At 69.5% G+C, this 22190-nt stretch carries 24 protein-coding genes and 2 pseudogenes; 4 read left to right on the top strand and 22 right to left on the bottom strand.

The genetic code is table 11. From position 1 onward, the window contains the following. Positions 1–108: 108 nt before the first annotated feature. The 5 genes from ACFSDF_RS17080 to rplS form a co-directional block, all read right to left on the bottom strand. On the bottom strand, positions 109–417 hold the full coding sequence (locus ACFSDF_RS17080) for a DUF2469 domain-containing protein (RefSeq protein WP_167003575.1): 309 nt from the start codon (positions 415–417) through the stop codon (positions 109–111). After that, complete coding sequence (locus ACFSDF_RS17075) at positions 414–1106, bottom strand: ribonuclease HII (protein ID WP_167003577.1); 693 nt, start codon at positions 1104–1106, stop codon at positions 414–416. The genes ACFSDF_RS17080 and ACFSDF_RS17075 overlap by 4 nt, the downstream gene beginning before the upstream one ends. Positions 1107–1117: 11 nt before the next feature. Continuing rightward, positions 1118–1831 carry a signal peptidase I gene (gene lepB / locus ACFSDF_RS17070; RefSeq protein WP_167003579.1) on the bottom strand — a complete coding sequence of 238 codons (714 nt, stop codon included), beginning with the start codon at positions 1829–1831 and terminating at the stop codon, positions 1118–1120. A 52-nt stretch (positions 1832–1883) separates the two neighbouring features. Beyond that, positions 1884–2582 (bottom strand): signal peptidase I, encoded by a 699-nt coding sequence (lepB, locus tag ACFSDF_RS17065; protein ID WP_167003581.1) that lies wholly within the window; start codon positions 2580–2582, stop codon positions 1884–1886. A 106-nt stretch (positions 2583–2688) separates the two neighbouring features. Beyond that, a complete protein-coding gene (gene rplS, locus ACFSDF_RS17060) occupies positions 2689–3039 on the bottom strand; it encodes a 50S ribosomal protein L19 (protein WP_167003583.1) in 351 nt (116 codons plus the stop codon). 413 nt (positions 3040–3452) lie between these two features. Here rplS and ACFSDF_RS17055 point away from each other — a divergent pair, with 413 nt between their 5' ends. Then, positions 3453–4289 carry a helix-turn-helix transcriptional regulator gene (locus ACFSDF_RS17055; RefSeq protein ID WP_208322357.1) on the top strand — a complete coding sequence of 279 codons (837 nt, stop codon included), beginning with the start codon at positions 3453–3455 and terminating at the stop codon, positions 4287–4289. A gap of 7 nt (positions 4290–4296) precedes the next feature. On the opposite strand, the gene trmD is transcribed toward ACFSDF_RS17055, so the two are convergent. Genes trmD through rpsP form a run of 4 tightly spaced genes read right to left on the bottom strand, consistent with a single transcriptional unit; the run spans position 4297 to position 6254 of the window. Continuing rightward, a complete protein-coding gene (gene trmD / locus ACFSDF_RS17050; RefSeq protein ID WP_243842969.1) occupies positions 4297–5019 on the bottom strand; it encodes a tRNA (guanosine(37)-N1)-methyltransferase TrmD in 723 nt (240 codons plus the stop codon). Continuing rightward, positions 5019–5555: a ribosome maturation factor RimM gene (gene rimM, locus ACFSDF_RS17045; protein WP_167003585.1), complete on the bottom strand. Its 537-nt coding sequence runs from the start codon at positions 5553–5555 to the stop codon at positions 5019–5021. The genes trmD and rimM overlap by 1 nt, the downstream gene beginning before the upstream one ends. 4 nt (positions 5556–5559) lie before the next feature. After that, positions 5560–5802 carry an RNA-binding protein gene (locus ACFSDF_RS17040; protein WP_167003587.1) on the bottom strand — a complete coding sequence of 81 codons (243 nt, stop codon included), beginning with the start codon at positions 5800–5802 and terminating at the stop codon, positions 5560–5562. Between the two features lie 8 nt (positions 5803–5810). After that, positions 5811–6254, bottom strand: coding sequence for a 30S ribosomal protein S16 (gene rpsP / locus ACFSDF_RS17035; protein WP_167003589.1), 444 nt, complete (start codon positions 6252–6254; stop codon positions 5811–5813). A 183-nt stretch (positions 6255–6437) separates the two neighbouring features. On the opposite strand from rpsP, the gene ACFSDF_RS17030 reads away from it, so the two are divergent. Beyond that, positions 6438–6881, top strand: coding sequence for an HIT family protein (locus tag ACFSDF_RS17030; RefSeq protein ID WP_167003591.1), 444 nt, complete (start codon positions 6438–6440; stop codon positions 6879–6881). Positions 6882–6898: 17 nt separating this feature from the next. Here ACFSDF_RS17030 and ACFSDF_RS17025 read toward each other — a convergent pair whose 3' ends face one another. The 8 genes from ACFSDF_RS17025 to ACFSDF_RS16990 all read right to left on the bottom strand — a co-directional run bounded on the left by ACFSDF_RS17025 (position 6899) and on the right by ACFSDF_RS16990 (position 15536). Next, complete coding sequence (locus tag ACFSDF_RS17025; RefSeq protein ID WP_167003593.1) at positions 6899–8815, bottom strand: ABC transporter ATP-binding protein; 1917 nt, start codon at positions 8813–8815, stop codon at positions 6899–6901. Next, a complete protein-coding gene (locus ACFSDF_RS17020; protein ID WP_377158423.1) occupies positions 8812–10545 on the bottom strand; it encodes an ABC transporter ATP-binding protein in 1734 nt (577 codons plus the stop codon). The genes ACFSDF_RS17025 and ACFSDF_RS17020 overlap by 4 nt, the downstream gene beginning before the upstream one ends. Before the next feature lie 88 nt (positions 10546–10633). After that, a complete protein-coding gene (locus ACFSDF_RS17015; RefSeq protein WP_167003597.1) occupies positions 10634–12028 on the bottom strand; it encodes a GntT/GntP/DsdX family permease in 1395 nt (464 codons plus the stop codon). Then, a complete protein-coding gene (locus ACFSDF_RS17010) occupies positions 12025–12555 on the bottom strand; it encodes a gluconokinase (protein WP_167003599.1) in 531 nt (176 codons plus the stop codon). Before ACFSDF_RS17010 ends, ACFSDF_RS17015 begins: the two co-directional genes overlap by 4 nt. Positions 12556–12627: 72 nt before the next feature. Next, complete coding sequence (locus ACFSDF_RS17005) at positions 12628–13485, bottom strand: HpcH/HpaI aldolase/citrate lyase family protein (RefSeq protein WP_167003601.1); 858 nt, start codon at positions 13483–13485, stop codon at positions 12628–12630. An 87-nt stretch (positions 13486–13572) separates the two neighbouring features. Continuing rightward, positions 13573–14382 (bottom strand): IclR family transcriptional regulator, encoded by an 810-nt coding sequence (locus tag ACFSDF_RS17000; RefSeq protein WP_377158420.1) that lies wholly within the window; start codon positions 14380–14382, stop codon positions 13573–13575. A gap of 141 nt (positions 14383–14523) precedes the next feature. After that, positions 14524–15222: an alpha/beta fold hydrolase gene (locus ACFSDF_RS16995; RefSeq protein WP_167250413.1), complete on the bottom strand. Its 699-nt coding sequence runs from the start codon at positions 15220–15222 to the stop codon at positions 14524–14526. Next, a complete protein-coding gene (locus ACFSDF_RS16990) occupies positions 15219–15536 on the bottom strand; it encodes an antibiotic biosynthesis monooxygenase family protein (RefSeq protein WP_167003607.1) in 318 nt (105 codons plus the stop codon). Before ACFSDF_RS16990 ends, ACFSDF_RS16995 begins: the two co-directional genes overlap by 4 nt. Before the next feature lie 53 nt (positions 15537–15589). On the opposite strand from ACFSDF_RS16990, the gene ACFSDF_RS16985 reads away from it, so the two are divergent. After that, entirely contained in the window at positions 15590–16420 is an 831-nt protein-coding gene (locus tag ACFSDF_RS16985; protein ID WP_167003609.1) for a hypothetical protein, read from the top strand. Further along, on the top strand, positions 16417–17280 hold the full coding sequence (locus ACFSDF_RS16980) for an NAD-dependent epimerase/dehydratase family protein (RefSeq protein WP_167003610.1): 864 nt from the start codon (positions 16417–16419) through the stop codon (positions 17278–17280). Before ACFSDF_RS16985 ends, ACFSDF_RS16980 begins: the two co-directional genes overlap by 4 nt. A gap of 135 nt (positions 17281–17415) precedes the next feature. Here the strand turns inward: ACFSDF_RS16980 and ACFSDF_RS16975 are convergent, their stop codons facing one another. From ACFSDF_RS16975 to ACFSDF_RS20360, 5 genes and pseudogenes are all read right to left on the bottom strand, one after another. Then, a complete protein-coding gene (locus ACFSDF_RS16975; RefSeq protein WP_377158416.1) occupies positions 17416–18603 on the bottom strand; it encodes an LPXTG cell wall anchor domain-containing protein in 1188 nt (395 codons plus the stop codon). Positions 18604–18635: 32 nt separating this feature from the next. Then, complete coding sequence (locus ACFSDF_RS16970; RefSeq protein WP_377158414.1) at positions 18636–19280, bottom strand: neocarzinostatin apoprotein domain-containing protein; 645 nt, start codon at positions 19278–19280, stop codon at positions 18636–18638. Between the two features lie 53 nt (positions 19281–19333). Continuing rightward, positions 19334–19489 (bottom strand): ABC transporter ATP-binding protein C-terminal domain-containing protein, encoded by a 156-nt coding sequence (locus ACFSDF_RS20370; protein ID WP_417568542.1) that lies wholly within the window; start codon positions 19487–19489, stop codon positions 19334–19336. A gap of 147 nt (positions 19490–19636) precedes the next feature. Next, positions 19637–20173 (bottom strand): annotated as a pseudogene (locus ACFSDF_RS20365) (ABC transporter ATP-binding protein); the annotation flags it as partial. Positions 20174–20431: 258 nt separating this feature from the next. Beyond that, a pseudogene (locus ACFSDF_RS20360) lies at positions 20432–22159 on the bottom strand (ABC transporter permease); the annotation flags it as partial. Between the last annotated feature and the right edge of the window lie 31 nt (positions 22160–22190).

The following is a 22190-nucleotide window of genomic DNA, read 5'->3' as shown; positions in this document are numbered from 1 at the left end:
GCCCGGAACGGCACGGGCTGCATGGCGGACGCGGATGTGGATCAGCCCCGGTTGTGCACGAGCCGTCGTTCGATCACGCCTTCGGCGGCTCGCTGCGCCGTCGTTCGCTCACGCCTTCGGCGGCTCGAAGTCACTCGTCGCCAGCTCTTCGACGTTCACGTCTTTGAAGGTGAGGACCTTGACGTTCTTCGCGAAGCGGGCAGGACGATAGATGTCCCACACCCAGGCGTCCGTCATCGTGACCTCGAAATAGGCGTCGCCCGTCTCCGAGCGCACCTTCACGTCGACGGCGTTGCACAGGTAGAAGCGCCGGTCCGTCTCCACGACGAAGGTGAAGATGCCGACGACGTCGCGGTACTCGCGGTAGAGCGCGAGCTCCATCTCCGCCTCGTACCGCTCCAGTTCCTCCGCGCTCATCGCACTCCCTCGCTCGGTGCCACCTCAGCGTAACGACCGCGCGCCGCCGCCGCGCGCACGTTCTGGTAGCGCAGACGGTGCACGGGCGACGGGCCGTACGCGGCCAGACGCTCCTCGTGCAAGGTCGTCACATAACCCTTGTGGATCGCGAACTCGTACTCGGGATACTCCGTGTGGAGGTCGCACATCATGCGGTCTCGCGTCACTTTGGCGACGACCGAGGCAGCGGCGATCGAGGCAGAGACCCGGTCGCCCTTCCACACTGCGAGCGCGGGGACACCGAGCCCGTCGACCCCGAACCCGTCGCTCAGGACGTAGTCCGGCTTCGTGGCCAGACGCGCGAGCGCTCGCCGCAGAGCAGTGATGTTGACGTGGTGCATGCCCAGAGCGTCGCACTCGGCGGGGCTCATCACGACCACCGACCACGCCACGGCGCGGCGGACGACCTCGGCGTAGCAGGCCTCACGTCGCGCCGGCGTCAGCAGCTTGGAGTCGGCCAGCCCGGGGACCTCGCCGCGCCGCCCGTCGGGCAGGATCACCGCTGCCGCCACCAGCGGGCCGGCACACGCCCCGCGCCCGGCCTCGTCGACTCCGGCGATCGCGTCAAAACCGGCCCGTCGCAGGGCGCGCTCATAGCCGTACAGTCCCGCGTCCTTGCGGATCGTTGCCCCGCGTGCCACCCGCGTCATCGCGACCCGCCTCAGTCGGGATCGGGGACGTCCGCAAAGGGTTCGTGGTCCGAGCCCGCCGTACCGGCCCGCTTCAACGGCCACACCACGACCCAAGCCTTGCCGAGCACCGCGTCCGTACGGACGAAGCCGCCGCCCGGCCCGCCCTGGTGAGCGCGCGAGTCGGTCGAGTTGCCACGGTTGTCGCCCATCAGCCACAGCCGCCCCTCGGGGACCACCACGTCGAAGCGTGCGTCGGCGGTGGCAGCGGGGTCGGGCACGTACGGCTCGTCGATCGAGACGCCGTTGATCTGGAGCCGCCCGTCGGCGTCGCAGCACACCACACGGTCGCCGCCGACGCCGATGACGCGCTTCACGAGGTGACCGCCGGTCGGGAACAGGCCGAAGACCGACAGCACCTGCTGGACGGGGCCGACCTCCTCCTCGTACCCGACGCCGAGCCAGTCGCCCGGATCGTCGAACACGACGACGTCACCACGCTGCGGCTCGCCCGCCCAGTACGACACCTTCTGGACGAGGATCCGGTCGTCGACCTGGAGGGTGTCCTCCATCGACCCGGACGGGATCCAGAACGCCTGCACGAGGAACGTCTTGACGATCAGCGCAAGCACCAGCGCGACCACGACCAGCAGGATTGTCTCCTGCCAGAGGGGTAGGGGTTTGCGCTTCGCCTTGCCGGAACGGCCTGTGGCCGACGTCTCGGCGGTCTCTTCGTGCGATGTCACGTCCACAGCCTAGCGCCGCGCTCCACGCGCACTGCGGCGCGTCGACCTGGCGTCAGTCGAGCGAGGCGAACGCCCCGGGGTCGTGCAGAACAGCACGGTCCTTCCACGGCCAGACCACGAACGCGACCTTGCCGACCACCCTGTCGTCCGGAACGTAGCCGCCGCCCGGAGAGTCCATGTGAGCCCGCGAGTCGGCGGAGTTGCCGCGGTTGTCCCCCATCACCCAGAGGTAGCCGTCGGGGACGGTGACGTCGAAGGGGAGACGCGCCGTCGCAGAGGCGTCCTTGACGTACGGCTCCTCGATCGCGACCCCGTTGACCTCGATGCGACCGCCGGTGTCGCAGCACTTCACCGTGTCGCCGCCGACACCGATGACGCGCTTCACCAGATGGCCGCCGGACGGATACAGCCCTGCCGTCGACAGCAGCTTCTGGGCGGCGTTCGTCGGGTCGTCGAACCCACCCGACCCGAGCCACCCGCCCGGGTCCTCGAAGACGACGACCTCGCCGCGGTGCGGGTCACGTCCCCAGTAGGACACCTTCTGGACCACGATCCGGTCCTGCGCACCGTCCGGGTTGCCGGTGAGGGTCGGCTCCATCGACTCCGACGGGACATAGAACGTCTGGAGGAACAGCGACTTGACGACGAGCGAGAGCAGCAGCGCCACCACAAGCAGCGCGACGACCTCGAGCCAGAGCGGGACGGCACGGTCGCCCCAGCGACCCACCACCGTCCGTACACGCGGACGCACCGGGCTGCCCGTCGTACGGGCTGCCCGGTGCGTCCCCGGTGCTACGTCGTCGGGCCGATCCGCAGATCGGTCAGCGCGCTCATCCACAGTCGCCCCCCGGCACTGCTCAGGACTCGCGCTTCTCCTTGATCTTGGCGGCCTTGCCGCGGAGGTTGCGCAGGTAGTAGAGCTTCGCGCGACGGACATCGCCGCGGGTCGCGACCTCGATCTTCTCGATGATCGGCGTGTGGAGCGGGAAGGTCCGCTCGACACCCACGCCGAAGCTCACCTTGCGAACGGTGAACGTACGGCCGACGCCGGAGCCCTGGATGCGGATGGCAACACCCTGGAACACCTGGACGCGCGAGCGGTTGCCCTCGATCACCTTCACGTGGACCTTGACGGTGTCGCCTGCGCGGAACTCCGGGACGTCGTCGCGGAGCGACTGGCTCGCGACGGCATCGACTACGTTGGTCATCTCATCTCTTCCTCGTCAGTGCCACAGGTCACCCACGACATGTGCGGTGTGCGAATGCTAGGACGGTGCTGCGAGCCGTCGCATCGCGACGGTCTGGCGGCTCGACACCCCTGTGGCAGCAGAGCCCAGCACCGACTCACCAGTCTGCCACACCCACCCTCGCGGCCGTTAATCGCCGTCGGCCTGGCGCAGGAGGGGTCCAGCACCGCGTCTCGCGGCATCACCCCCGTTGATGTCGACGACCCGCCGTGCTGGACCCCGATGCGAGCGTAGGACAAACAAAGGTTGCGACGAAATACGTAAGGGTACGTAGGCGAGGGCGGTCGCCCGCGGCAGGTCTCCGTCCGGCGTCTCATTCACATGCTCGGTCACGGTGCCCCAAAACGGCTTCGTTACGCTCACGCCATGAGCACGTGAAGGGGGAACACATCGTGCCGGAGTCCACACGCTGGATCAAGGTCGCTTCGTCGGTCCTCCTCGAGGACGACCCGACGGCGGCGCGCCTCTGCCTCACCGACCACCTGCTGAGCGAGTTCGACGCTCGCGCAGGTGCTCGTGTGACGTACGACCAACGGTCGAGGACGCTGTCGCTCCACGGATTTCCGCAGGACGTCGGGTTCGACGCCCGCCGCTGGCCGTACGGGGTCCGGACGCTTGAGCAGACCCATCCGCTGCTCAAGCACTACCTCCGTACGGGGTCGCTCGAACCGCGCATGCTCCTCGGTCCCGGACAGACCTCCCGCATGCTCCCCGCGCCGCTCGTCAGCCTCCTGCGCTCGCTCGACCTCGGGGTCCACCAGATGGCCATCCCGATCCGCAACGAGCCGGGCGCACTGATCGAGGGGTACGTGCTGGTCCGCGACGAGCCGTTCCCGCACTGGGCGCTGCCGCGCGTGAGGGCCCTCCATGCATTCGTACGGGGTCTTGAGGTGCACCTGCGGCTTCTCACGGCCACCACGGCGATGACAGCACGAACGGCCGAGGACGAGGCCGGGCTGACGCCGCGGGAGCGCACCATCCTCGCGATGGTGGCCGAGAGCCGCAAGGCGGAGTCGATCGGGCGCAGCCTCGGCATCTCCGCACGGACGGTGCACAAGCACCTCGAGAACGTCTACCGCAAGCTCGGGGTCAGCGACCGTGTCGCTGCCGTGACCTCCGCGCACCGCCGCGGCCTGGTGCTGCCGCACGGCGAGGCCTCGAGCGACAGGAGCCGGCTCGATCCGGCGGACGATCTCCCCGCGCCACGCTGAGGTGCGCTCAGGCGTCGGTGTCGGGCGCGAGCAGGTCGGGGCGACGCACGGCAGTGCGCAAGAGCGCCTGCTCCTTGCGCCACGCGGCGATCCGCCCGTGGTCTCCGGACAGGAGGATCTCGGGCACCTCGTGGTCACGCCAGCGCGCCGGCTTCGTGTAGACCGGGTACTCGAGGAGCCCGTCCGAGCCGTGCGACTCCTCGGTGAGCGACTCGGGGTTGCCCATGAACCCCGGCAGCAGGCGGATGACGGCCTCGATCATCGCGAGCGCGGCCACCTCTCCCCCGTTGAGCACGAAGTCGCCGAGCGAGACCTCCTCGACGCGCATCCGCTCAGAAGCCCAGTCGATGACCCGTTGGTCGATCCCCTCGTAGCGCCCGCACGCGAAGGCGAGCCACGGCTCCTGAGCCAGGCGCCCCGCGTCGGCCTGCTTGAACGGAGCGCCGGACGGGCTGGGCACGAGCAGCACGGGACCGTCGACACCGACGGAGTCGCGCCCGGCGGCGAGCACCGCGTCGAGCGCCTCGCCCCAAGGCTCGGGGCGCATCACCATACCGGCGCCACCGCCGTACGGGGTGTCGTCGACGGTGCGGTGCCGGTCGTGGGTGTGGTCACGCAAGTCGCGGACGTGCAGGTCGAGGAGCCCGCGCTGTCGCGCCTTGCCCGGGAGCGACAGGTCGAGCGGCGCGAGGTAGTCGGGGAAGATCGTGAGGACGTCGATGCGCATCATCAAGGTCCGGCGTCCTCGGACAGCTCGGGATCGAGCAGTCCCTCGACCGGCGCGACGTGGATCACGCCGGCCGCGAGGTCGACGCTCGTGACGAGTGCCGCGACGAACGGGACGAGCACCTCGACACCGTCGGAGCGCTCAACGGCGAGCATGTCCTGAGCCGGGAGGTGCAGGACGTCGCGGACGACGCCGCGGTCGGCTCCCCCGCTCTGCACGCGGAGGTCGACCAGCTGGTGGTCGTAGAACTCCTCCGGGTCCTCCGGGCGCTCGGTCACGTCGACGTCGACGACGACCTGCGCGCCGCGGAGCTTCTCTGCGGCCGTACGGTCGAGGAGCTCGTCGAAGGTGACGAGGAGACGACCCTGGTGCGGGCGGATGGCGCGAATGCGCATCGTACGGGCGGCGTCCGCCTTCGGACGCACCACGACCGACGAGCCCGGGGCGAATCGCCTCTCGGGCTCGTCGGTCGTCAGGTCGATGCTGACCTCACCGCGGATGCCGTGCGCACGGCCGATGCGGCCGACGACGATCTCCACGACGTCAGCGACGCCGGTCGACGTCGACGAAGTCGATCCGGGCGCCGCCCTTGCCGGCGATGGCGCCGGCGATGGTCCGGATCGCGGTGGCCGTACGGCCGTGGCGTCCGATCACCTTGCCGAGGTCCTCGGGGTGCACCCGGACCTCGAACAGCAGACCGCGTCGCAGCTGCTTGGGTGTGACGTCCACGTCGTCCGGGTGGTCGACGATGCCGCCGACCAGGTGCTCGATGACTTCGGCGACCATCACAGGACTCAGGCCTCCGAGGGCGCTGCCTCGGCAGGCTCGGCCGCATCGTCGGCCTTGGCGGCCTTCTTGGCCGGAGCCTTCTTGGTGACGGCCTCGGTGGCGGGCGCGTTGTGCACGGCCTTGAGCGCCTCGTTGAAGAGCTCGGCCTTGTCACGCTTGGGCTCGGCGACCTTGACGGTCGACTCGGCCTGCTCGCCCTTCGACCGCTGGAGGTCGCCGGTCAGCTTGAGGAGCGCGGCGACCGCCTCGCTCGGCTGCGCGCCGACCGAGAGCCAGTGCTGAGCACGCTCGGAGTCGATCTTGATGATCGACGGGTCGGCCTTGGGGTTGTACGTACCGATCTCCTCGATCACACGACCGTCGCGCTTGGTGCGCGAGTCGGCGACGACGACACGGTAGAACGGGGTGCGGATCTTGCCCATCCGCTTCAGGCGAATCTTGACGGCCACGGGTGTGGTGTCTCCTCAATGAACGTGGTGTGGTGATCCAGCGGGCACCGTGTGGGGAACGGGCCGCCTGACCGCGGATCCGGACGCGACCGAATGAGAGGGTTCGTTCGCGAGACGGAATCGACTCACTATTGTGCCAGAACGCTGGTCGACGCTCCAACTCCGTACGGCAGACTGCTCTTTATGAGCACGCTCTTCTCGAAGATTATCGCCGGTGAGATCCCGGGCAGGTTCGTGTGGGCCGACGACGAGGTGGTCGCATTCTTGAGCATCGGGCCGATCCGGCCCGGCCACACGCTCGTCGTCCCGCGCGACGAGGTCGACCACTGGATCGACGCCGACGACGCGCTGCTCTCGCGCCTGACGGCCGTTGCGAAGCGGATCGGCGCCGCCCAGCAGGCCGAGTGGGAGAGCCCGCGGGTCGGCACGATGATCGCCGGGTTCGAGGTCCCGCACCTGCACGTGCACGTGTGGCCCGTGTGGGGGCTGGACGACTTCAGCTTCGCCGCCGTAGACCCGGACCCGTCGCCCGAGTCGCTGGAGGAGGCGGCCGAGCGGCTCCGCAACCGGCTCGTCGCCCTCGGCCACGGTGACCACGTGCCGGACGACGTCTCCTCCGCCGGCTGACGCAGCGCCTCGCCCACCTAGATCTCCGCGCCGGCGAACTGCGCCTGGTAGAGCCGCGCGTAGGCACCGTCGGCCGCGATCAGCTCGTCGTGGGTGCCTTGCTCGACGATCCGCCCTTGCTCCATGACGACGATGCGGCTCGCGTCGCGGATCGTCGACAGACGGTGCGCGATGACGAAGCTCGTACGCCCGGAGCGCAGCTGCTCCATGGCCTGCTGCACCAGCGCCTCGGTGCGGGTGTCGACCGAGCTCGTGGCCTCGTCCAGCACGAGGATCGACGGGTCCGCGAGGAACGCGCGCGCGATCGTGAGCAGCTGGCGCTGCCCGGCGCTGAGGTTGCCGCCATCGTCGTCGATCACGGTGTCGTAGCCGTCGGGCAGCGTACGGACGAAGTGGTCGACGTACGCCGCCTGCGCCGCCGCCACGATCCTCTCCTCCGACGCGCCGTCGGCTCCGTACGCGATGTTCTCGCGGATCGTGCCATGGAACACCCACGCGTCCTGCAGCACGACGCCGAAGTTGTCGCGCAGCACGTCGCGGTCCATCGCCCGGACGTCGACGCCGTCGAGGGTGATGCGCCCGCCGTCGACGTCGTAGAAGCGCAGCGCGAGGTTCGTCAGCGTCGTCTTGCCCGCACCCGTCGGACCGACGATCGCCACGGTCTGCCCAGGCTCGGCGACGAGGTCCAGGTGCTCGATCAGGGGCGTCTCGGGGTCGTACGAGAACGACACGTCCTCGAACGCGACCCGCCCGCGGACGATCGTGGGCGCGAGGGCGTCCGGCGGGTCGGGGACCTCCTCGGCCTCGTCGAGCAGGTCGAAGACCCGCTCCGCGGAGGCGACCCCGGACTGGAGGAGGTTGATCATCGACGCGACCTGGGTCAGCGGCTGGGTGAACTGGCGGGAGTACTGGATGAAGGCCTGCACGTCACCGACGCTGATCGAGCCCGATCCGACCCGTACGGCACCGATGACGGCGACCGCCACGTAGTTGATGTTCGAGACGAACATCATCACCGGCTGGATGATCCCGGAGACGAACTGCGCCCGGAAGCCCGCGTCGTACACCCGCTCGTTGGCGGCCGCGAACTCCGCACGTGCCTGCTCCTGGCGCCCGAAGACCTTGACGACCTCGTGCCCGGTGAAGTTCTCTTCGATGTGGCCGTTGAGCTGGCCGGTCGCCGCCCACTGGGCGACGAACTGCGGTTGCGAGCGCTTCGCGACCGCTCCTGTCACGACGACCGCGATCGGGATCGTCACCAGCGCGATCAAGGTGAGCAGCGGTGAGATCGTCACCATCATCACCAGGACGCCGATCACGGTCAGGAGCGAGACGAGGAGCTGGCTGATCGTCTGCTGGAGCGACTGCGCGATGTTGTCCAGGTCGTTGGTGACCCTCGAGAGGATCTCGCCTCGGGAGCGCGAGTCGAAGTAGGACAGCGGGAGCCGGCCGATCTTGTCCTCGACCTCGCCCCGCATGCCGGCGACGGTCCGCTGGACGAGCCGGGTCGTCATCACGCCCTGGACGTACATGAACAGCGACGAGAGGACATAGATCACGAGCACCGCGACGAGCACCGACCCGAGCGCGTCGAAGTCGATGCCCTGACCGGGCTGCAGGTCCATCGCCTGGACCATGTCGGCGACCCGGTCGTCCCCCTGGGCACGGAGCCCGGCGACGACCTCCTCCTTGGACGCGCCCTCAGGCAGACCGCTGGCGATGTAGCCGTCGAAGACGATGTCGGTGGCGTGTCCGAGGATCCGCGGACCGATCACGCTCAGCGCGACGCCGATGACACCGAGGACGAGGATCGCCGCCGTGCTCACCCGGTCGCGCAGCAGCGTCCGCATCAGCCGCTTCGCGGAGGTGCCGAAGGACTTCGCCCGCTGCGGGGCCTGCATGCCGAGGGCCGGGCCCGGGCCACGCGCGCTCATGCCGCCTCCTGCTCGGTCAGCTGGGACAGGACGATCTCGCGGTACGTCTCGCACGAGTCCATCAGCGCGGAGTGGGTGCCGGTTCCGACGACCCGCCCCTCGTCCAGGACCACGATCCGGTCGGCGTCGCGGATGGTGCTCACGCGCTGCGCGACGACGATCACGGCCGCGTCGGCGGTGACCGTACGGAGCGCGCGTCTCAGCGCCGCGTCCGTCGCGAAGTCGAGGGCCGAGAACGAGTCGTCGAAGAGATAGACGAGCGGGCGGCTCACGATCGCTCGCGCGATGGCCAGACGCTGGCGTTGTCCGCCGGACACGTTGGTGCCTCCCTGGGCGATCGGTGCGTCGAGCCCCTCCGGCATCGCCTCGACGAAGTCGCGGGCCTGCGCGATCTCGAGGGCCTCCCAGAGCTGCTCGTCGGTGGCGTGAGGGTCACCCATGCGAAGGTTGGTCGCGACGGTGCCGGTGAAGAGGAACGCCTTCTGCGGGATCAGGCCCATCGCGCCCCACACCTGCGGGAGGCTGCGGTCACGGACGTCGACCCCGTCGAGGAGCACCTGACCCCCCGTGGCATCGAAGAGCCGGGGTATGAGGTTGAGCAGCGTCGTCTTGCCGCTGCCCGTCGACCCGATGATCGCCGTCGTCTCCCCCGGCTGAGCCGTCAGGTCGACCTCGCAGAGCACCGGCTCCTCGGCCTCGGGATAGCTGAAGCTCACACCGACGAGGTCAACGCGTCCCCGGCTCACAGGTGCGGTGTCGGCCCCGGGCGCGCTGAGCACGCTCGGCTCGGTGTCCAGCACCTCGTGGATACGGTCGGCCGAGACCTCCGCGCGCGGCAGCATCACGAACATGAAGGTCGCCATCATCACCGACATCAGGATCTGGATGAGGTAGGTCAGGTACGCCGTCAACGTGCCGACCTCGAGCGTGCCGTCGGCCACCCGGTGCCCGCCGAACCACAGGACGGCCACGCTGGAGGCGTTCATGACGAGCATGACGGTCGGGAACATCAGCGACATCCACTGCCCGGCCTTGATCGCGACGTCGCGGTACTCGTGGTTGGCGGCCTCGAAGCGGTTGCGCTCGTACTGGCCCTTCACGAACGCCCGGATCACCTGGATGCCCATGATCTGCTCGCGCAGCACTCGGTTGATGACGTCGATCTTGTCCTGCATCTGGCGGAAGTACGGGCGCATCCGGGAGATGATGAAGCCGACGGACAGGACCAGCACCGGGATCACGACGGCGATCAGCCACGACAGCCCGACGTCCTGGCGCAGGGCCATCACGATGCCTCCGACACACATGATCGGCGCCGCCACCAGCAGCACGAACACCATGAAGGCGACCATCTGGATCTGCTGGACGTCGTTGGTGCTGCGCGTGATCAGCGTCGGCGCGCCGAACCGCGCGACCTCCTGCGAGGCGAACGTCTCGACCTTGGTGAAGACCGCCGCGCGCAGGTCGCGCCCGAAGGCCATCGCCGTACGGGCGCCGTAGTAGACGGCGATGATCGTGCACACCATCTGCACGACCGTGACCAGCAGCATCACGCCGCCGATCCGGAGGATGTAGCCGGTGTCACCGTTGACGATGCCCTCGTCGATGATGTCGGCGTTGAGTCCGGGGAGGTAGAGGTTGGCGAGCGTCGCGACGAGCTGGAAGACCATCACCAGCGCGATCGGGAGGCGGTACGGACGCAGATAGGTCCGTGCGAGGGTCCACAGCACGCGATGACGTTACCCCCGGCGTGGTTGCCCTTCACACCGAATTGATGGACTGTCCGCTCCCGGCGAACACGGGGCCGCTGCGGCGGTGTCAGATCACCAGGTGCATGAGCAGCACGAAGATCAGCCCGGAGACCGACAGCACCGTCTCCATCAACGACCACGACTTGATGGTCTGGCCGACCGACATGCCGAAGTACTCCTTGATGAGCCAGAATCCCGCGTCGTTGACGTGGGAGAAGAACACCGATCCCGCTCCGATCGCGAGCACCAGCAGTGACACCTCACCCTGCGGCATCCCCTCGGCCAGGGGCACCATGATCCCCGCCGCGGTGATCGTCGCGACCGTCGCGGATCCGGTTGCCAGGCGGATCAGGACCGCGACGAGCCACGCCACCAGGACCACCGAGACGCCGGAGTCGGTCACGAAGTCGGCGATGACCTCGCCGATGCCGGTGTCGATCAGCACCTGCTTGAACCCGCCGCCCGCACCGACGATGAGGATGATCCCGGCGATCGGTGGGAGCGACGTGCCGATGCTCGTGCTGAGGTCCTCCCGGTCCATGCCCGACCCGACCCCGAGGGTGAAGATCGCGACGATCACCGCGATCAGCAGCGCGATGAGCGGCTCACCGACGAAGTCCATGAAGGCGTACGGCACCCCCTCCTCGTCGAGCACGAGGTCGGCCACGGCCTTGGCCATCATGAGGACGACGGGCAGGAGCACTGTCGCGAGCGTGATCCCGAACGACGGCCGCCGTCCCTCGGTGTCGCGTGTCGCCTCGAACGCCGCCGAGTCGGCGTGGACGTCCACCCACTGCGAGGCGAACCGGGTGAAAAGCGGGCCCGCGACGATGATCGTCGGGATCGCGACGAGGATTCCGAGTCCGAGGGTGATGCCGACGTCGGCGTTCAGGACGTCGATCGCCGCGAGCGGCCCCGGGTGCGGAGGGACGAAGCCGTGCATCGCCGAGAGGCCGGCGAGGGTGGGTAGGCCGACCGCGATCAGGGAGAGCCCGGAGCGCTTCGCCACCAGGTAGATCACCGGCATCAGCAGCACGAGGCCGATCTCGAAGAACATGGGGAGACCGATGAGCGCGCCGATCGCCGCCATCGCCCACGGGAGCATCCGGGTGCTGGAGCGCCCGACGATGGTGTCGACGATCTGGTCGGCTCCTCCGGAGTCGGCGAGGAGCTTGCCAAACATCGCACCGAGCGCGATGAGCACGCCGACACCGGCCACCGTCGCGCCGACACCGGCGGTGAAGCTCTCGAGCGTGTCCTTCATCGGCATGGTGGCGACGGCGCCGACGGTGAGGGAGCCAAGCGTCAGGGCGAGGAACGGGTGGACCTTCAGCCAGACGATGAGGACGACGATGAGCGCGATGCCGATCAGCGCCGCCGTCACGAGCTGGGCGGTTCCGGCGGCAGGCGTGATCGCCTCCTGCGTACCGAGGAGCCCGAAGAGCCCGCCCGGGCCGCTCATCGCGACCCCTCCTGCTCGTCCACGAGCTCGGTCCGCGCGAGGAACTCGTCGACGATCTCGGCAGGGGTGGGTGTGATGTCGAGGAGCTCGCCGTTCTCGTCCGGCTCGAGCTGCTCGAGGGTGTCTTCCTGGGACTGCAGCAGCGACACCGGCATGAAGTGGTCACGGTGCTCCATGCGCTGCCGGATGAGGTCGTGGTCACCGGCGAGATGGAGGAAGACGATCCGCGGCGCGGCGGCGACGAGTACGTCACGATAGACGCGCCGCAGCGCCGAGCAGCTCACCACTCCCCCGGACTCGTCGTGGGCTGCGAGCCACTCGCCGATCGCCGCCAGCCACGGCCAGCGGTCTTCGTCGGTCAGGGGCGTCCCCGCGGACATCTTCGCGATGTTCGCCTCGGAGTGGAAGGCGTCCCCGTCCTCGTACGGAACGTCGAACCGTTCGGCCAGCTCGTGCCCGATCTCCGACTTGCCGACACCGGAGATCCCCATCACCACCGCGAGCGGCGGCAAGGTCGTTCGACTCATCGGCCCACCTCCTGCGGCGAGCCTGGCACGGCCTGGGCGCACGCGCTGCCCGAACGTGCGGGTGTCGGAAGGTCAGCGCGCCAGAGCGATGACGCTCCGCGCGCGGCGTACGACGGCTTCGTCGACCATCCGCCCGTCCGGCCCGACGACGACGCCGCGGCCCTCGGCGACGGCCTGGTCGAAGAGCGCGACGAGCGCGCGCGCCTGGCCGAGCGACTCCTCGGACGGGGTGAAGACGTCGTTGGCCACGCCGACCTGCGCAGGGTGGATGCAGGCACGCCCGACGTAGCCGCGGCGAGCGAGAGCGCGCGTCGTCTCGGCGAATCGCTCGAGGTCGCGGAAGTCGGTGGAGACCGGCGCGACCGGCGCACTGATGCCTGCGGCAGCGCTGACGAGGACGACCTGGCTGCGGATGGCCGCCCAGTCAGCGTCGTCGGTCCCTTCGCCGAATCCCAGGTCGGCGGCGAGATCAGCCTCTCCGACCTGCAGGCGTACGACCCGAGGAGCCGCGGCGATGGTGCGTGCCTCCAGGACCGCCGACGCCGACTCCAGCAGCGGGACGACACCGATCGATCCCGCATCGAGCCCTTCGCGAGCCTCCGCCTTGCCGAGCACGTCGTCGATCGCGTCCAGATCGGAGCGCGCCTCGGTCTTGGCGACCATGACGCCGCGCAGTCCAGCGGCGACGACCGCGGAGACATCGTCGAGCCCGACCGGTCCGGGGTTGACACGGACCCACACCTCGACGCCGCCGGCGTCACCGTCCAGGGCCTTCAACCACTCGGCGACCGCCGCTCGTGCCGTGTCCTTGGCCGACCACGGGACCGCATCCTCGAGATCGACGATCACCGCGTCCGCCCCCCTGCCCAGCACCTTCGCGAGCTTGTCGGGGGCGTTGCCGGGGACGTACAGGTACGAACGAGCGATCACGAGCGTGCTCCCAATCTGGAACGGCGTTTCACTGAACGCTAGCGGGACCCTCGCGACTCCGTCAACGCGAGGAGCACCGCCCTCACGTCAGCCCGTCCAGCCGAATCGGCGCGAGAGCGTCGTCGTCGTCTCGAGGAGCGCCTCGCGGCACTCGTCGAGCGTGCGGGCGAACCGTTCGGCCGGCCCACAGACGCTGACGACGGCGACCGGGAGACCGTCGTGGCCGAGCACGGGAGCGGCGACGGAAGCGGCGCCGTCCATACGCTCCCCGGACGACTGCGCCCAACCCTGGGCGCGGACGACGGCGAGATCCTCGCGCAGCGCGTCGGCGCCGACGACAGTGCTCCGGGTCAAGGCGTCGAGCGTCCCGCGTTCGAGGTAGGCGTTGACGTCCTCCTCAGGGAGGAACGCGAGGAAGGCGCGCGAGGAGGCCCCTGCATGCAGCGGGTACGGCTCACCGAGCGTCACCGCCATGATGACCTCCCGGTCGGGCGTCACCTGGTCGACGTAGATACGGGTGTGCTCCCCGAGGAGCACCGACAAGGTCGCGGTCTCGTCGGTGCGTGCCGAGAGCTCTTCGAGGTGCGGGCGAGCGGCCGCCCGTACGTCGCTCCGGTCGAGGTAGGCGAGCCCCAGCCGCATCACGGCCACGCCCAACGAGTAGCGCCGGGAGTGCTCGTCGAAGGCGACGAGGTCACGGCCGCGCAACGATGCCAGGACACGGTGCACCGCGGCCTTGGAGAGCCCCAGCGCGTCGGCGATCTCGGTGACACCGAGATCGGGGCCGGGAGCCTCTGCGAACAGAAGGAGCACGTCGGCCGCGCGCTCGACGGTGGCGATGGTGGCGCTGCCGCCGTCGGCGGACTCGTCGGCCACCGGTCTGGTCCTCGGGGACACGGATTCTCCTCTACGTCAACGACGCCGGGTGGAGTGCGCATCCGCCCGCGCGGCCACCTCCGACCCAGCCCAACGAGCCCATTGTCTCGGACGAGGAGGATCGCGATCACCCGTGCTGCACCCGAAGGCCCCGAATCTCGGTCAGACGGGACGCGCCGCCGCGTTCAGGAGCAGGTCGGCGACGAGAGCCGGCACGGTGAGCGGGGCGTCGTGGCCGGCGTCGAGCACGTCGTACGGGACGCCACGCGCGTCGAGGCGATCGCGCGTGGTCTGCGACGGATATCCCGACGGCGTGCTGGCACAGAACGCGTACGTCACGGGAACCTTGTGGGTCTCGGCCACCGCGAGGACGTCCAAGGACGGCGCGAAGGGCGTCGGCGTCAGGCGCTGCGCCAGCCACGCGGCGGTGACGGCGTCGAGGTCCCCGGACACCTGCGGGGCCCGCGCGGGGACGAGCGTCTCGCGCGGCGGCAGCGCGACGCCGGGCGGCGGGGGCGTGAGGTCGACGGCACGCTCGCCCGGATCGGGCACACCCGCGTCGAGGTAGACGACATGGCGCAGGCGGTGAGGGATGCGGTCGGCGAGCGCCCTGACGACGACACCGCCCTGGCTGTGACCCACGAGGACGACGTCGTCCATGTCCTCCAGGTCGACGAGCGCGGCAAGCTCGTCGACCCAGTCGTCGAGACCGGTTACGCCCGCCGCGCCCGAGACCCGCTCCCCCGCTCCGGTCAGGCTCGGGGCGTACACGTCGTGTCCGGCGGCGATCAGGTGCGGACGGACCCGCCGCCACGACCAGCCGCCACGGAACGCGCCATGGACGAGCAGGAAGGTGGTCACCGCGGGTCCGGCTCGTCGAGCACGACCTCGAGGTACTCGCGGGGGTAGGACTCGTACGGCCGGAGGTGCTCGTACATCGCCTCGGTGTGCGCGACGTAGTCCGGGTGGCGGGTGCACTCCTCGTACGCCTCGACCGTGTCGAAGAAGCGCAGGTGGGTGAAGTGGGTGGGGTCCTCGACCCCGCGGGCCAGGCGGCGACCCCGGAAGCCGGGGTGGTCGCAGAAGAACCGTCCGAACTCCCCCGAGAGTGAGATGTAGGCCTGGGCGTGCTCCTCGCCGGGCTTGGTCCACGCCTGGCTGACGACGACGATCATGCGCGCTCCCAAGGGGTCTCGACTCGTAGATCATATATCATTATGCTTCCGTCATGACAAGCAGTGCTCAGACCAAGACCATCCCGGAGTTCCTCGCCGAGGCACCCGACGTCGACAGCCGCGAGCTGTGGCAGGCGTTCTGGGACATCCTCACCGCGGCCAAGGACAAGATCACCGCGGAGCTGCCGGTGCAGCCCCACGCCAACAGCGAGGGGCTCGCCGCCTGGAGCACCCCCGACGACTCGTACGAGGGGTCGCTCAACACCTACGCCGGGGACGCCGACAACGGCGCGGAGTGGCTCGTGCACTCGTGGATCGGCAACCGCAAGGCGTCGATCCTCGACATGAACCTCCAGGTGTGGCTCGGCCCCCACATCGACGTCCCGCACCTCATCATCGTGTTCGGGACAATCCCCAACATCTTCCACTTCAGCGACCTCGTGCCCCGCCGCGACCTCGCCACGGACGTCGACTACCTCGGGCGCTACTACGAGCCCGAGAACGCCTCCTGGCTCGCGCTGCGCGGCGACAACCGCTTCACGTGGTCGGTGAGCCACGGGACCTACATGCGGGCGTTCCTCTCCCCCGTCGGCAACTCCTACGTCGCCGACCGCACCGACGACGTGGTCGAGACCCTCCGCGAGGCCGTCGAGCAGCGCGTCGACACCTGGCTCGAGTCGGTCCGCAACGCCCAGCCCGTGCCGGTCGAGGAGCGCGCCGCGCTGCGCGAGCGCGACCACCTGCTGCGGACGTACGGCTACACCCTCGACCCGATGAACGAGCTCTCCAAGAAGTTCCTCGGGGCCGAACGCGTCGACGAGCTCGTCTCCGTACGGGCGGGCCTCGACCAGATCCGTGCGAGCCGGACGGAGGGCGACAAGTGAGGATCCTCGTCATCGGCGCCGGCCTCGTCGGCGCATCAGCGGCCACCACCCTCCGCGAGCGCGGCCATCACGTCACGGTGACCACGACCACGCCCGGACGGGTCGACGACCTGAAGGCGCGCTTCGACGACGTGGCCGTGCTGCGCGGCGCTGACCGCGACGCCGTCCACGCACGCGTAGCCGACGCGGACGCGGTCGTCGTGACTGCGGGCCCCGTCGCCGCGCACTCGATGACGCCCGAGGACCGCGCCAAGAGCTATCACGAGGTCCTCGTCGCGACTGCGGAGAGCGTCACGAGCGCCCCCGGCTCGGCCCACCTCGTCGCACTGTCAGCACTGTCGGTGTATGGCGACGCCAGCAACCACCTCGCCGCGGTCGACGAGGACTCGCCTGTGACCGACTCGGACGATCCCAGCCCGAACCGCTTCCTGGCCATGGAGGACGTCTACCGTACGGCCGCAGGTGAGCGTTCGACGATCTACCGATGCGGTGACGTCTTCGGAGCGGACGATCCGCCGATCGACGAGAAGATCGCGATGGCACACAAGTTCCTCGGCGGGTCGGTGCCGTTCTGCGGCGATGCGCTCCTCTACCGGCTCGCCGTCGAAGACGCCGCCGACGCGATCGTCCACGCGGTCGAGACGCAGATCGTCGGGACGTACAACCTCACGCACCCCGATCTGCCTCCCACCAACGCCGAGCTCTTCGACACGATCAGCGCGGCACAGGACCTCCCGCCGCTGGTCTACCGTGCCGAGATCGCTGCACCGGCCGTCCCGATCTCGGTCGACCGCCTGCGCGACGCCGGATTCGTCGCCTCCCGCTCGTACGTCGCGCACCCGTTGCTCGCGACGCGGTGACAAAGACGAAGGTCCCGACGTTCTCACCCTCTGCTGGCGAGATTGTCGGGACCTTCGTCGTACAGAGCGAGCTCCCTGACGGTGACAGGTACGCAGGGAGCCCGCCGTCCATGGGGGCCGGGCGGCGTTGCCGGTTCAGCCGCTCGTCGGGGTGCTCCGGCGCGAGGGGAACCAGACGATGCCTGCGGCCCCGAGCAGGATCAGCGCGCTGGCGGCGAGGCCGATCACCGGGAGCGAGTTCGTGCCGCCGGTCTTGGGCAGGGTGTCGCCCGACGGCGTGTCGTCCCCGCCACCTCCGCCATCGTCCTCCGGCGGCTCGCTGCTGACGCCGAGCTTGGACAGCGCTCCGTTGCCGGTGCACTCCGCGCCGATCCCCGCAGACGGGAAGTTGAACATGAACGCTTTGGCCGTGACGTCGAGCTCGTCGCCGGACGCCTTGACCGAACCCTTGAGCGTCGGGACCGCGACCTCTGCCTTCGGTGCGGCATTGACCGTGCTGGTCGCCTTGAGGGTTGTCGCCGTACCCCCGACAGACAGGTCAACCGTGAAGTCCATCGAACCGTCGATCGGCACGGGCGCGATGCCGGGCAGCTTGCTCATGGTCGCCTGGAGCGTGACCGGATCGCCCGCAGCCGCGCGGTAGCCGGAGACGGACATCTTGGCGTTGTAGTCGAACTTCGAGCCGAGCGAGAGGGTGCACGCGAACTTCACGGTGCCCTCGGCGGGCTTGCCAGGGTTGCCTGCGGGCGGCGTGGTCTCTGCCGTTGTCGGCGGCGCCGTCGCCGGCGGCGCCGTCGCCGGCGGCGTCGTCGGCGGCGGCGTCGTCGGCGCACTTCCGTCACCGACAGTCAGTGTCGACAGCTTCTGCTCACCGGCACAGGGACCCGCCATCTGCAGGACCGGGAAGTCGAACTTGAACGCCTTCACGGTGACGGCGAGCTCCGCCTTGTCCGACGTCGTCACACCCTCGAGGTCAGGCAACGGGATGGGCGCCCGTGCCGCTGCTGTCACCTTGGCGCCGCCCTTGAGGACGACCTCCTTGCCGTCGACGTCGAGCGTGAGCGTGGTATCCATCTGATAGTTGTTCAGCGGCGCCGGAGACACTCCGGGCAAGTCACTCATGGTCGCGCGAAGCGTCACCGGGCCGCCCACCGAGGCTCGGTAGCCAGCGACCGAGATGTCACTGACGTACTGGAACTCGGGGAACGTCGACAGCTTGCACGTGAACGTCGTCTTGCCGGTCGCCGGCACGCCCTCGGCCGCTGCGGCCGGGCTCGACACCAGGGCGAGCGAACCGACCGTGAGCCCAAGGGCCGCGGCCACGCGCCCGACGATGCCAAGTCGACCCGGGGCCCTCATGCGCTGATCCCGTGACGCCGACGCGGGAGCACGAGCAGCACGCCCAGACCACCCATGAGCAGCACGCCCGCGCCCATCAGAAGCACGGGAAGGCTGTCGGTGCCGCCAGTCTTGGGCAGCGCGTTCGCGTCATCGCTCTCGGGAACGGTCGGAGCGGGGGTGGTCGCGGGGGTGTCGTCCGACGTCTGCGTGTTCTCCGATGCGGCGGCGCCGAACGTCAGCTTGACCGACACGGTGTTGGCGGCAACCACGTCGGCAGGACTAGACGTCGGAAGCGGGGCGGCGGCGACGACGCACGTCTCCTTGGCGCAGTCGATGGATCCGAACTTCTCGGCCAGCGTGATCGTCACGTCCGCGATGGCACCGTTGGCGTCGGCGTTGCGGAAGGTCGCACCACCCTTGAGGTTGCAGTCGGAGGGCCCCTTCTGGACCTCCTTGCACTGTCCGACGGCAATGTTCTTGAGGTTGGGCGCGAAGCCGGACGCCTTGACGGTGACCTTCTGCCCGTCCTTCAGGCCCGAGCTGGAACCCATGTCGAGCGACGGCGCTGCCGTCGCAGCGGGTGCGCCGACGAGCATCACGAGGCCGAGCGCGGCTGCAGCAGCCACCGCCCGGAAGAGAGTCGAGATCCTGGGGGTCATGGCATTCGTTCTCCGAGTCGTGGGATCGGGCGGACGGGTCGTGGGTCGGTGGGTCATGGCGTCCCCGCAGGGAACGGCGCCACGCTGGCGAGCTGAGGGCCTGACCGCGCGATTGCGGCATGGTCGGAGCCGAGATAGGAGCTGACGACGTCCGGATGTGTCCGGACCTCGTCGGGCGTGCCTTCGGCGATGAGCCGGCCGAGGTTCATGGCGACCATCCGGTCGCACAGGCGTGCAAGCAGCGGCAGGTCGTGCTCGATGATGACCATCGCCGTGCCCAGCTCGCGGCGGATGTCGAGCAAGAGGTCACCCAAGGCGTCGCACTCGTTCTGAGCGATGCCCGCCGACGGCTCGTCGAGGAGCAGGACGCGTGGCTCGAGCGCGAGCAGACACGTCAGCTCCACGACCCGCCGCGTGCCGGTGGACAGCTCAGAGATCGTGCGACCAGCGAACGGACCGAGGCCCATCCGGTCGATCAGCTCGTCGGCACGGCGCGCCTTCATCCGATCGGGAAGCGGCGTCCCGAGCGTCGCGGCGAGCAGGCTGCTCGGTGCGGTCCGCTCCCCCGCCACCATCACGGTCTCTCGAACGGTCATGGTCGGGAACAGCGCGGCGTCCTGGAACGAGCGCACGAGTCCTTCGTTCGCGCGACGCTCGGGTGTCGCCCGCGTCATGTCGTGGCCGCCGAAGTGGACGATACCGGTGTCGGGCTTGGTGAACCCGGCGACGATCTCGAACAACGTGGTCTTGCCGGCACCGTTGGGTCCGATGACCCCCACGATCTCGCCCGGCCTGACGGCCAGGTCGACATGGTCCACCGCGACCACACCACCGAAGTGGCGACTGACGTCGTTGACGACCAGCAGCGGCGCGGCGTCGGGACCCGCCTCCATATCCTCGGTGTCGATCGCGAACAGACCGTCCAACGCCGCCGAGCGTTGCAGCGGCGAGCGTTGCGTGACGTCGGGCTCGGCGCGCGCGACCAGGGGATCGATCCCGGCTCGTCTGGCGAGCCGGTCGTACCAGCGGTCACGCAACCGCATCGCCACTCCGCCGAGTCCGTCGGGCAGCAGGACGACGACCAGCAGCCATCCGATCGCAAGCAGGGCCTGTCCGGGGATCCCGAGCGCCACCATGCCCGGGAGCCCGACGATGATCAGCGCACCGACCATCGGACCTGCGACCAGCCCCAGACCGCCGACGACGGTGAGGGCCACGACGTCGATGCTCGCCGATGCTGGGAACGAGTTGACCGTGAGCGTCGTCTGCCCGTGGCCGATGACGACGCCGCCGAGCCCGGCGAGAGCGCCCGAGACGGCGTACAGCTGGAGCTTGCGCAGCGTCCGGGGGACCGTGAAGGCTCGTGCGGCGTCCTCGTTGTCGCGCAGCGCCTGCAGGGAGCGCCCGAAGCCGCCGCGCCACAGGTTCGCCGAGACGAAGATGCCGATCGCGAGCATGAGCAGTGCAAACAGGTAGTAGTCGCGGGCGAGCTCCATCGAGTAGCCCCACCACGACGGCTTTGCCGGCGACACGCCGTCGCCGAGGAAGATGTCGAGCCGCAGCACCCATGCCGTCGTGGCGAGCGCGAACGCGAGCGTCGACACGGCGAGCGCCAGCCCTTTCAGGCGCAGTGCCGGGATGCCGACGAGCGCGGAGACGAGGGCAGCAGCGAGCACGCCGCCGATCGTGCCGAGGACGAAGCTCCCCCAGCTATCGACCAAGTGCACCGACACCGCCGCGGCGATGCCCGCGTACGCGAACTGGCCGAGCGAGAGCTGGCCTGCGACGCCGGTGATGAGTCCGACGCTCAGACCGACGAGCGCAAAACCCGCGACGGTGGTGAGGACGGACGCGGTCTCGTTGCTGACGACATAAGCGAGTGCGACGGCGATCGTCGCGCAGCCTCCGACGAGGAAGTACGGCGCGAGACGAATCCCCCGCACGGTGAGGTACTCCGCGGGCACCGGCGGGGCACCGACACGTCGCCAGCCGCCCCGATCGGTGTCGGCGCGCCCGAGGGTCGGCTGGCGCAGGAGCGCGACGACAATGACGATGCCCAGCACGACGGGGACCAGCCCGCGCGTGTCTGGGTTCGACAGCAGGACCTGCTCGAGGACCCCGATGCCGATGGAAGCCACGAACGCGATGGGGATCGACGTCATGCGCGCGATCACGGCGCCGGCGAGGCCCTTGAGCAGGAGGTCGGGCCCGAGGGTGTCGATCGACTGCCCGGCCGTCGTCGGAGTCACGAGGATTGCGGACAGCGCCGCGATGCCGCCGGCGATCGCCCATGCGTACGACGCCATCCGCGGGGCGCGGATGCCCTCGAGTGCTGCAGTGTCCGCGTCGTCGGCGGCCGCGCGGATGGCCATCCCCTGGCGCATCCGGTGCAGGAACAGCGAGAGACCGACGAGGACCGCGGGTGCCAGCAGCACCATCGCGACGTGGGCGGAGGTCACCGGGAGATTGCCGATCGTGAACGACGGCAGCAGCGGCGGCATCGGGAACGTGAAGCCGCTGACCCCGTCGCTGTTGAGCAGCAGCGCCATGATGAGGATGAACTGCGAGAGGCCGAGCGTCGCGATCATCCCGATGAGACTCGGGCGGCCGGCGAGCCGACGCACCACACCGACCTCGATGCCCGCGCCCAGCAGGGCGGCGACGGCGATGGCGACCGGGAACGCGACGTAGTAGGGGGCGCCCCAGTCGACGACGAGCAGGCCGAGCACGGAGGCGCCGAACGCACCGATCGAGCCGTGCGCGAAGTTGACGAAGCGGCTCGAGCGGTAGACGAGCACGAGGCCGACGGCCAGCAGCCCGTACGTGAGTCCGGTGAAGACACCGATGAGGATCCGGTCGATACCGAGCTCGAAGCCCATCACGCCGAGCGCGAGAGTGGTGTCCGGGGCG

It is taken from the genome of Mumia zhuanghuii, from assembly GCF_042681565.1.
Taxonomy (GTDB): domain Bacteria; phylum Actinomycetota; class Actinomycetes; order Propionibacteriales; family Nocardioidaceae; genus Mumia.
Note: the sequence above shows the minus strand (reverse complement) of the source record. Positions and strands in the feature narration are given on the sequence as shown.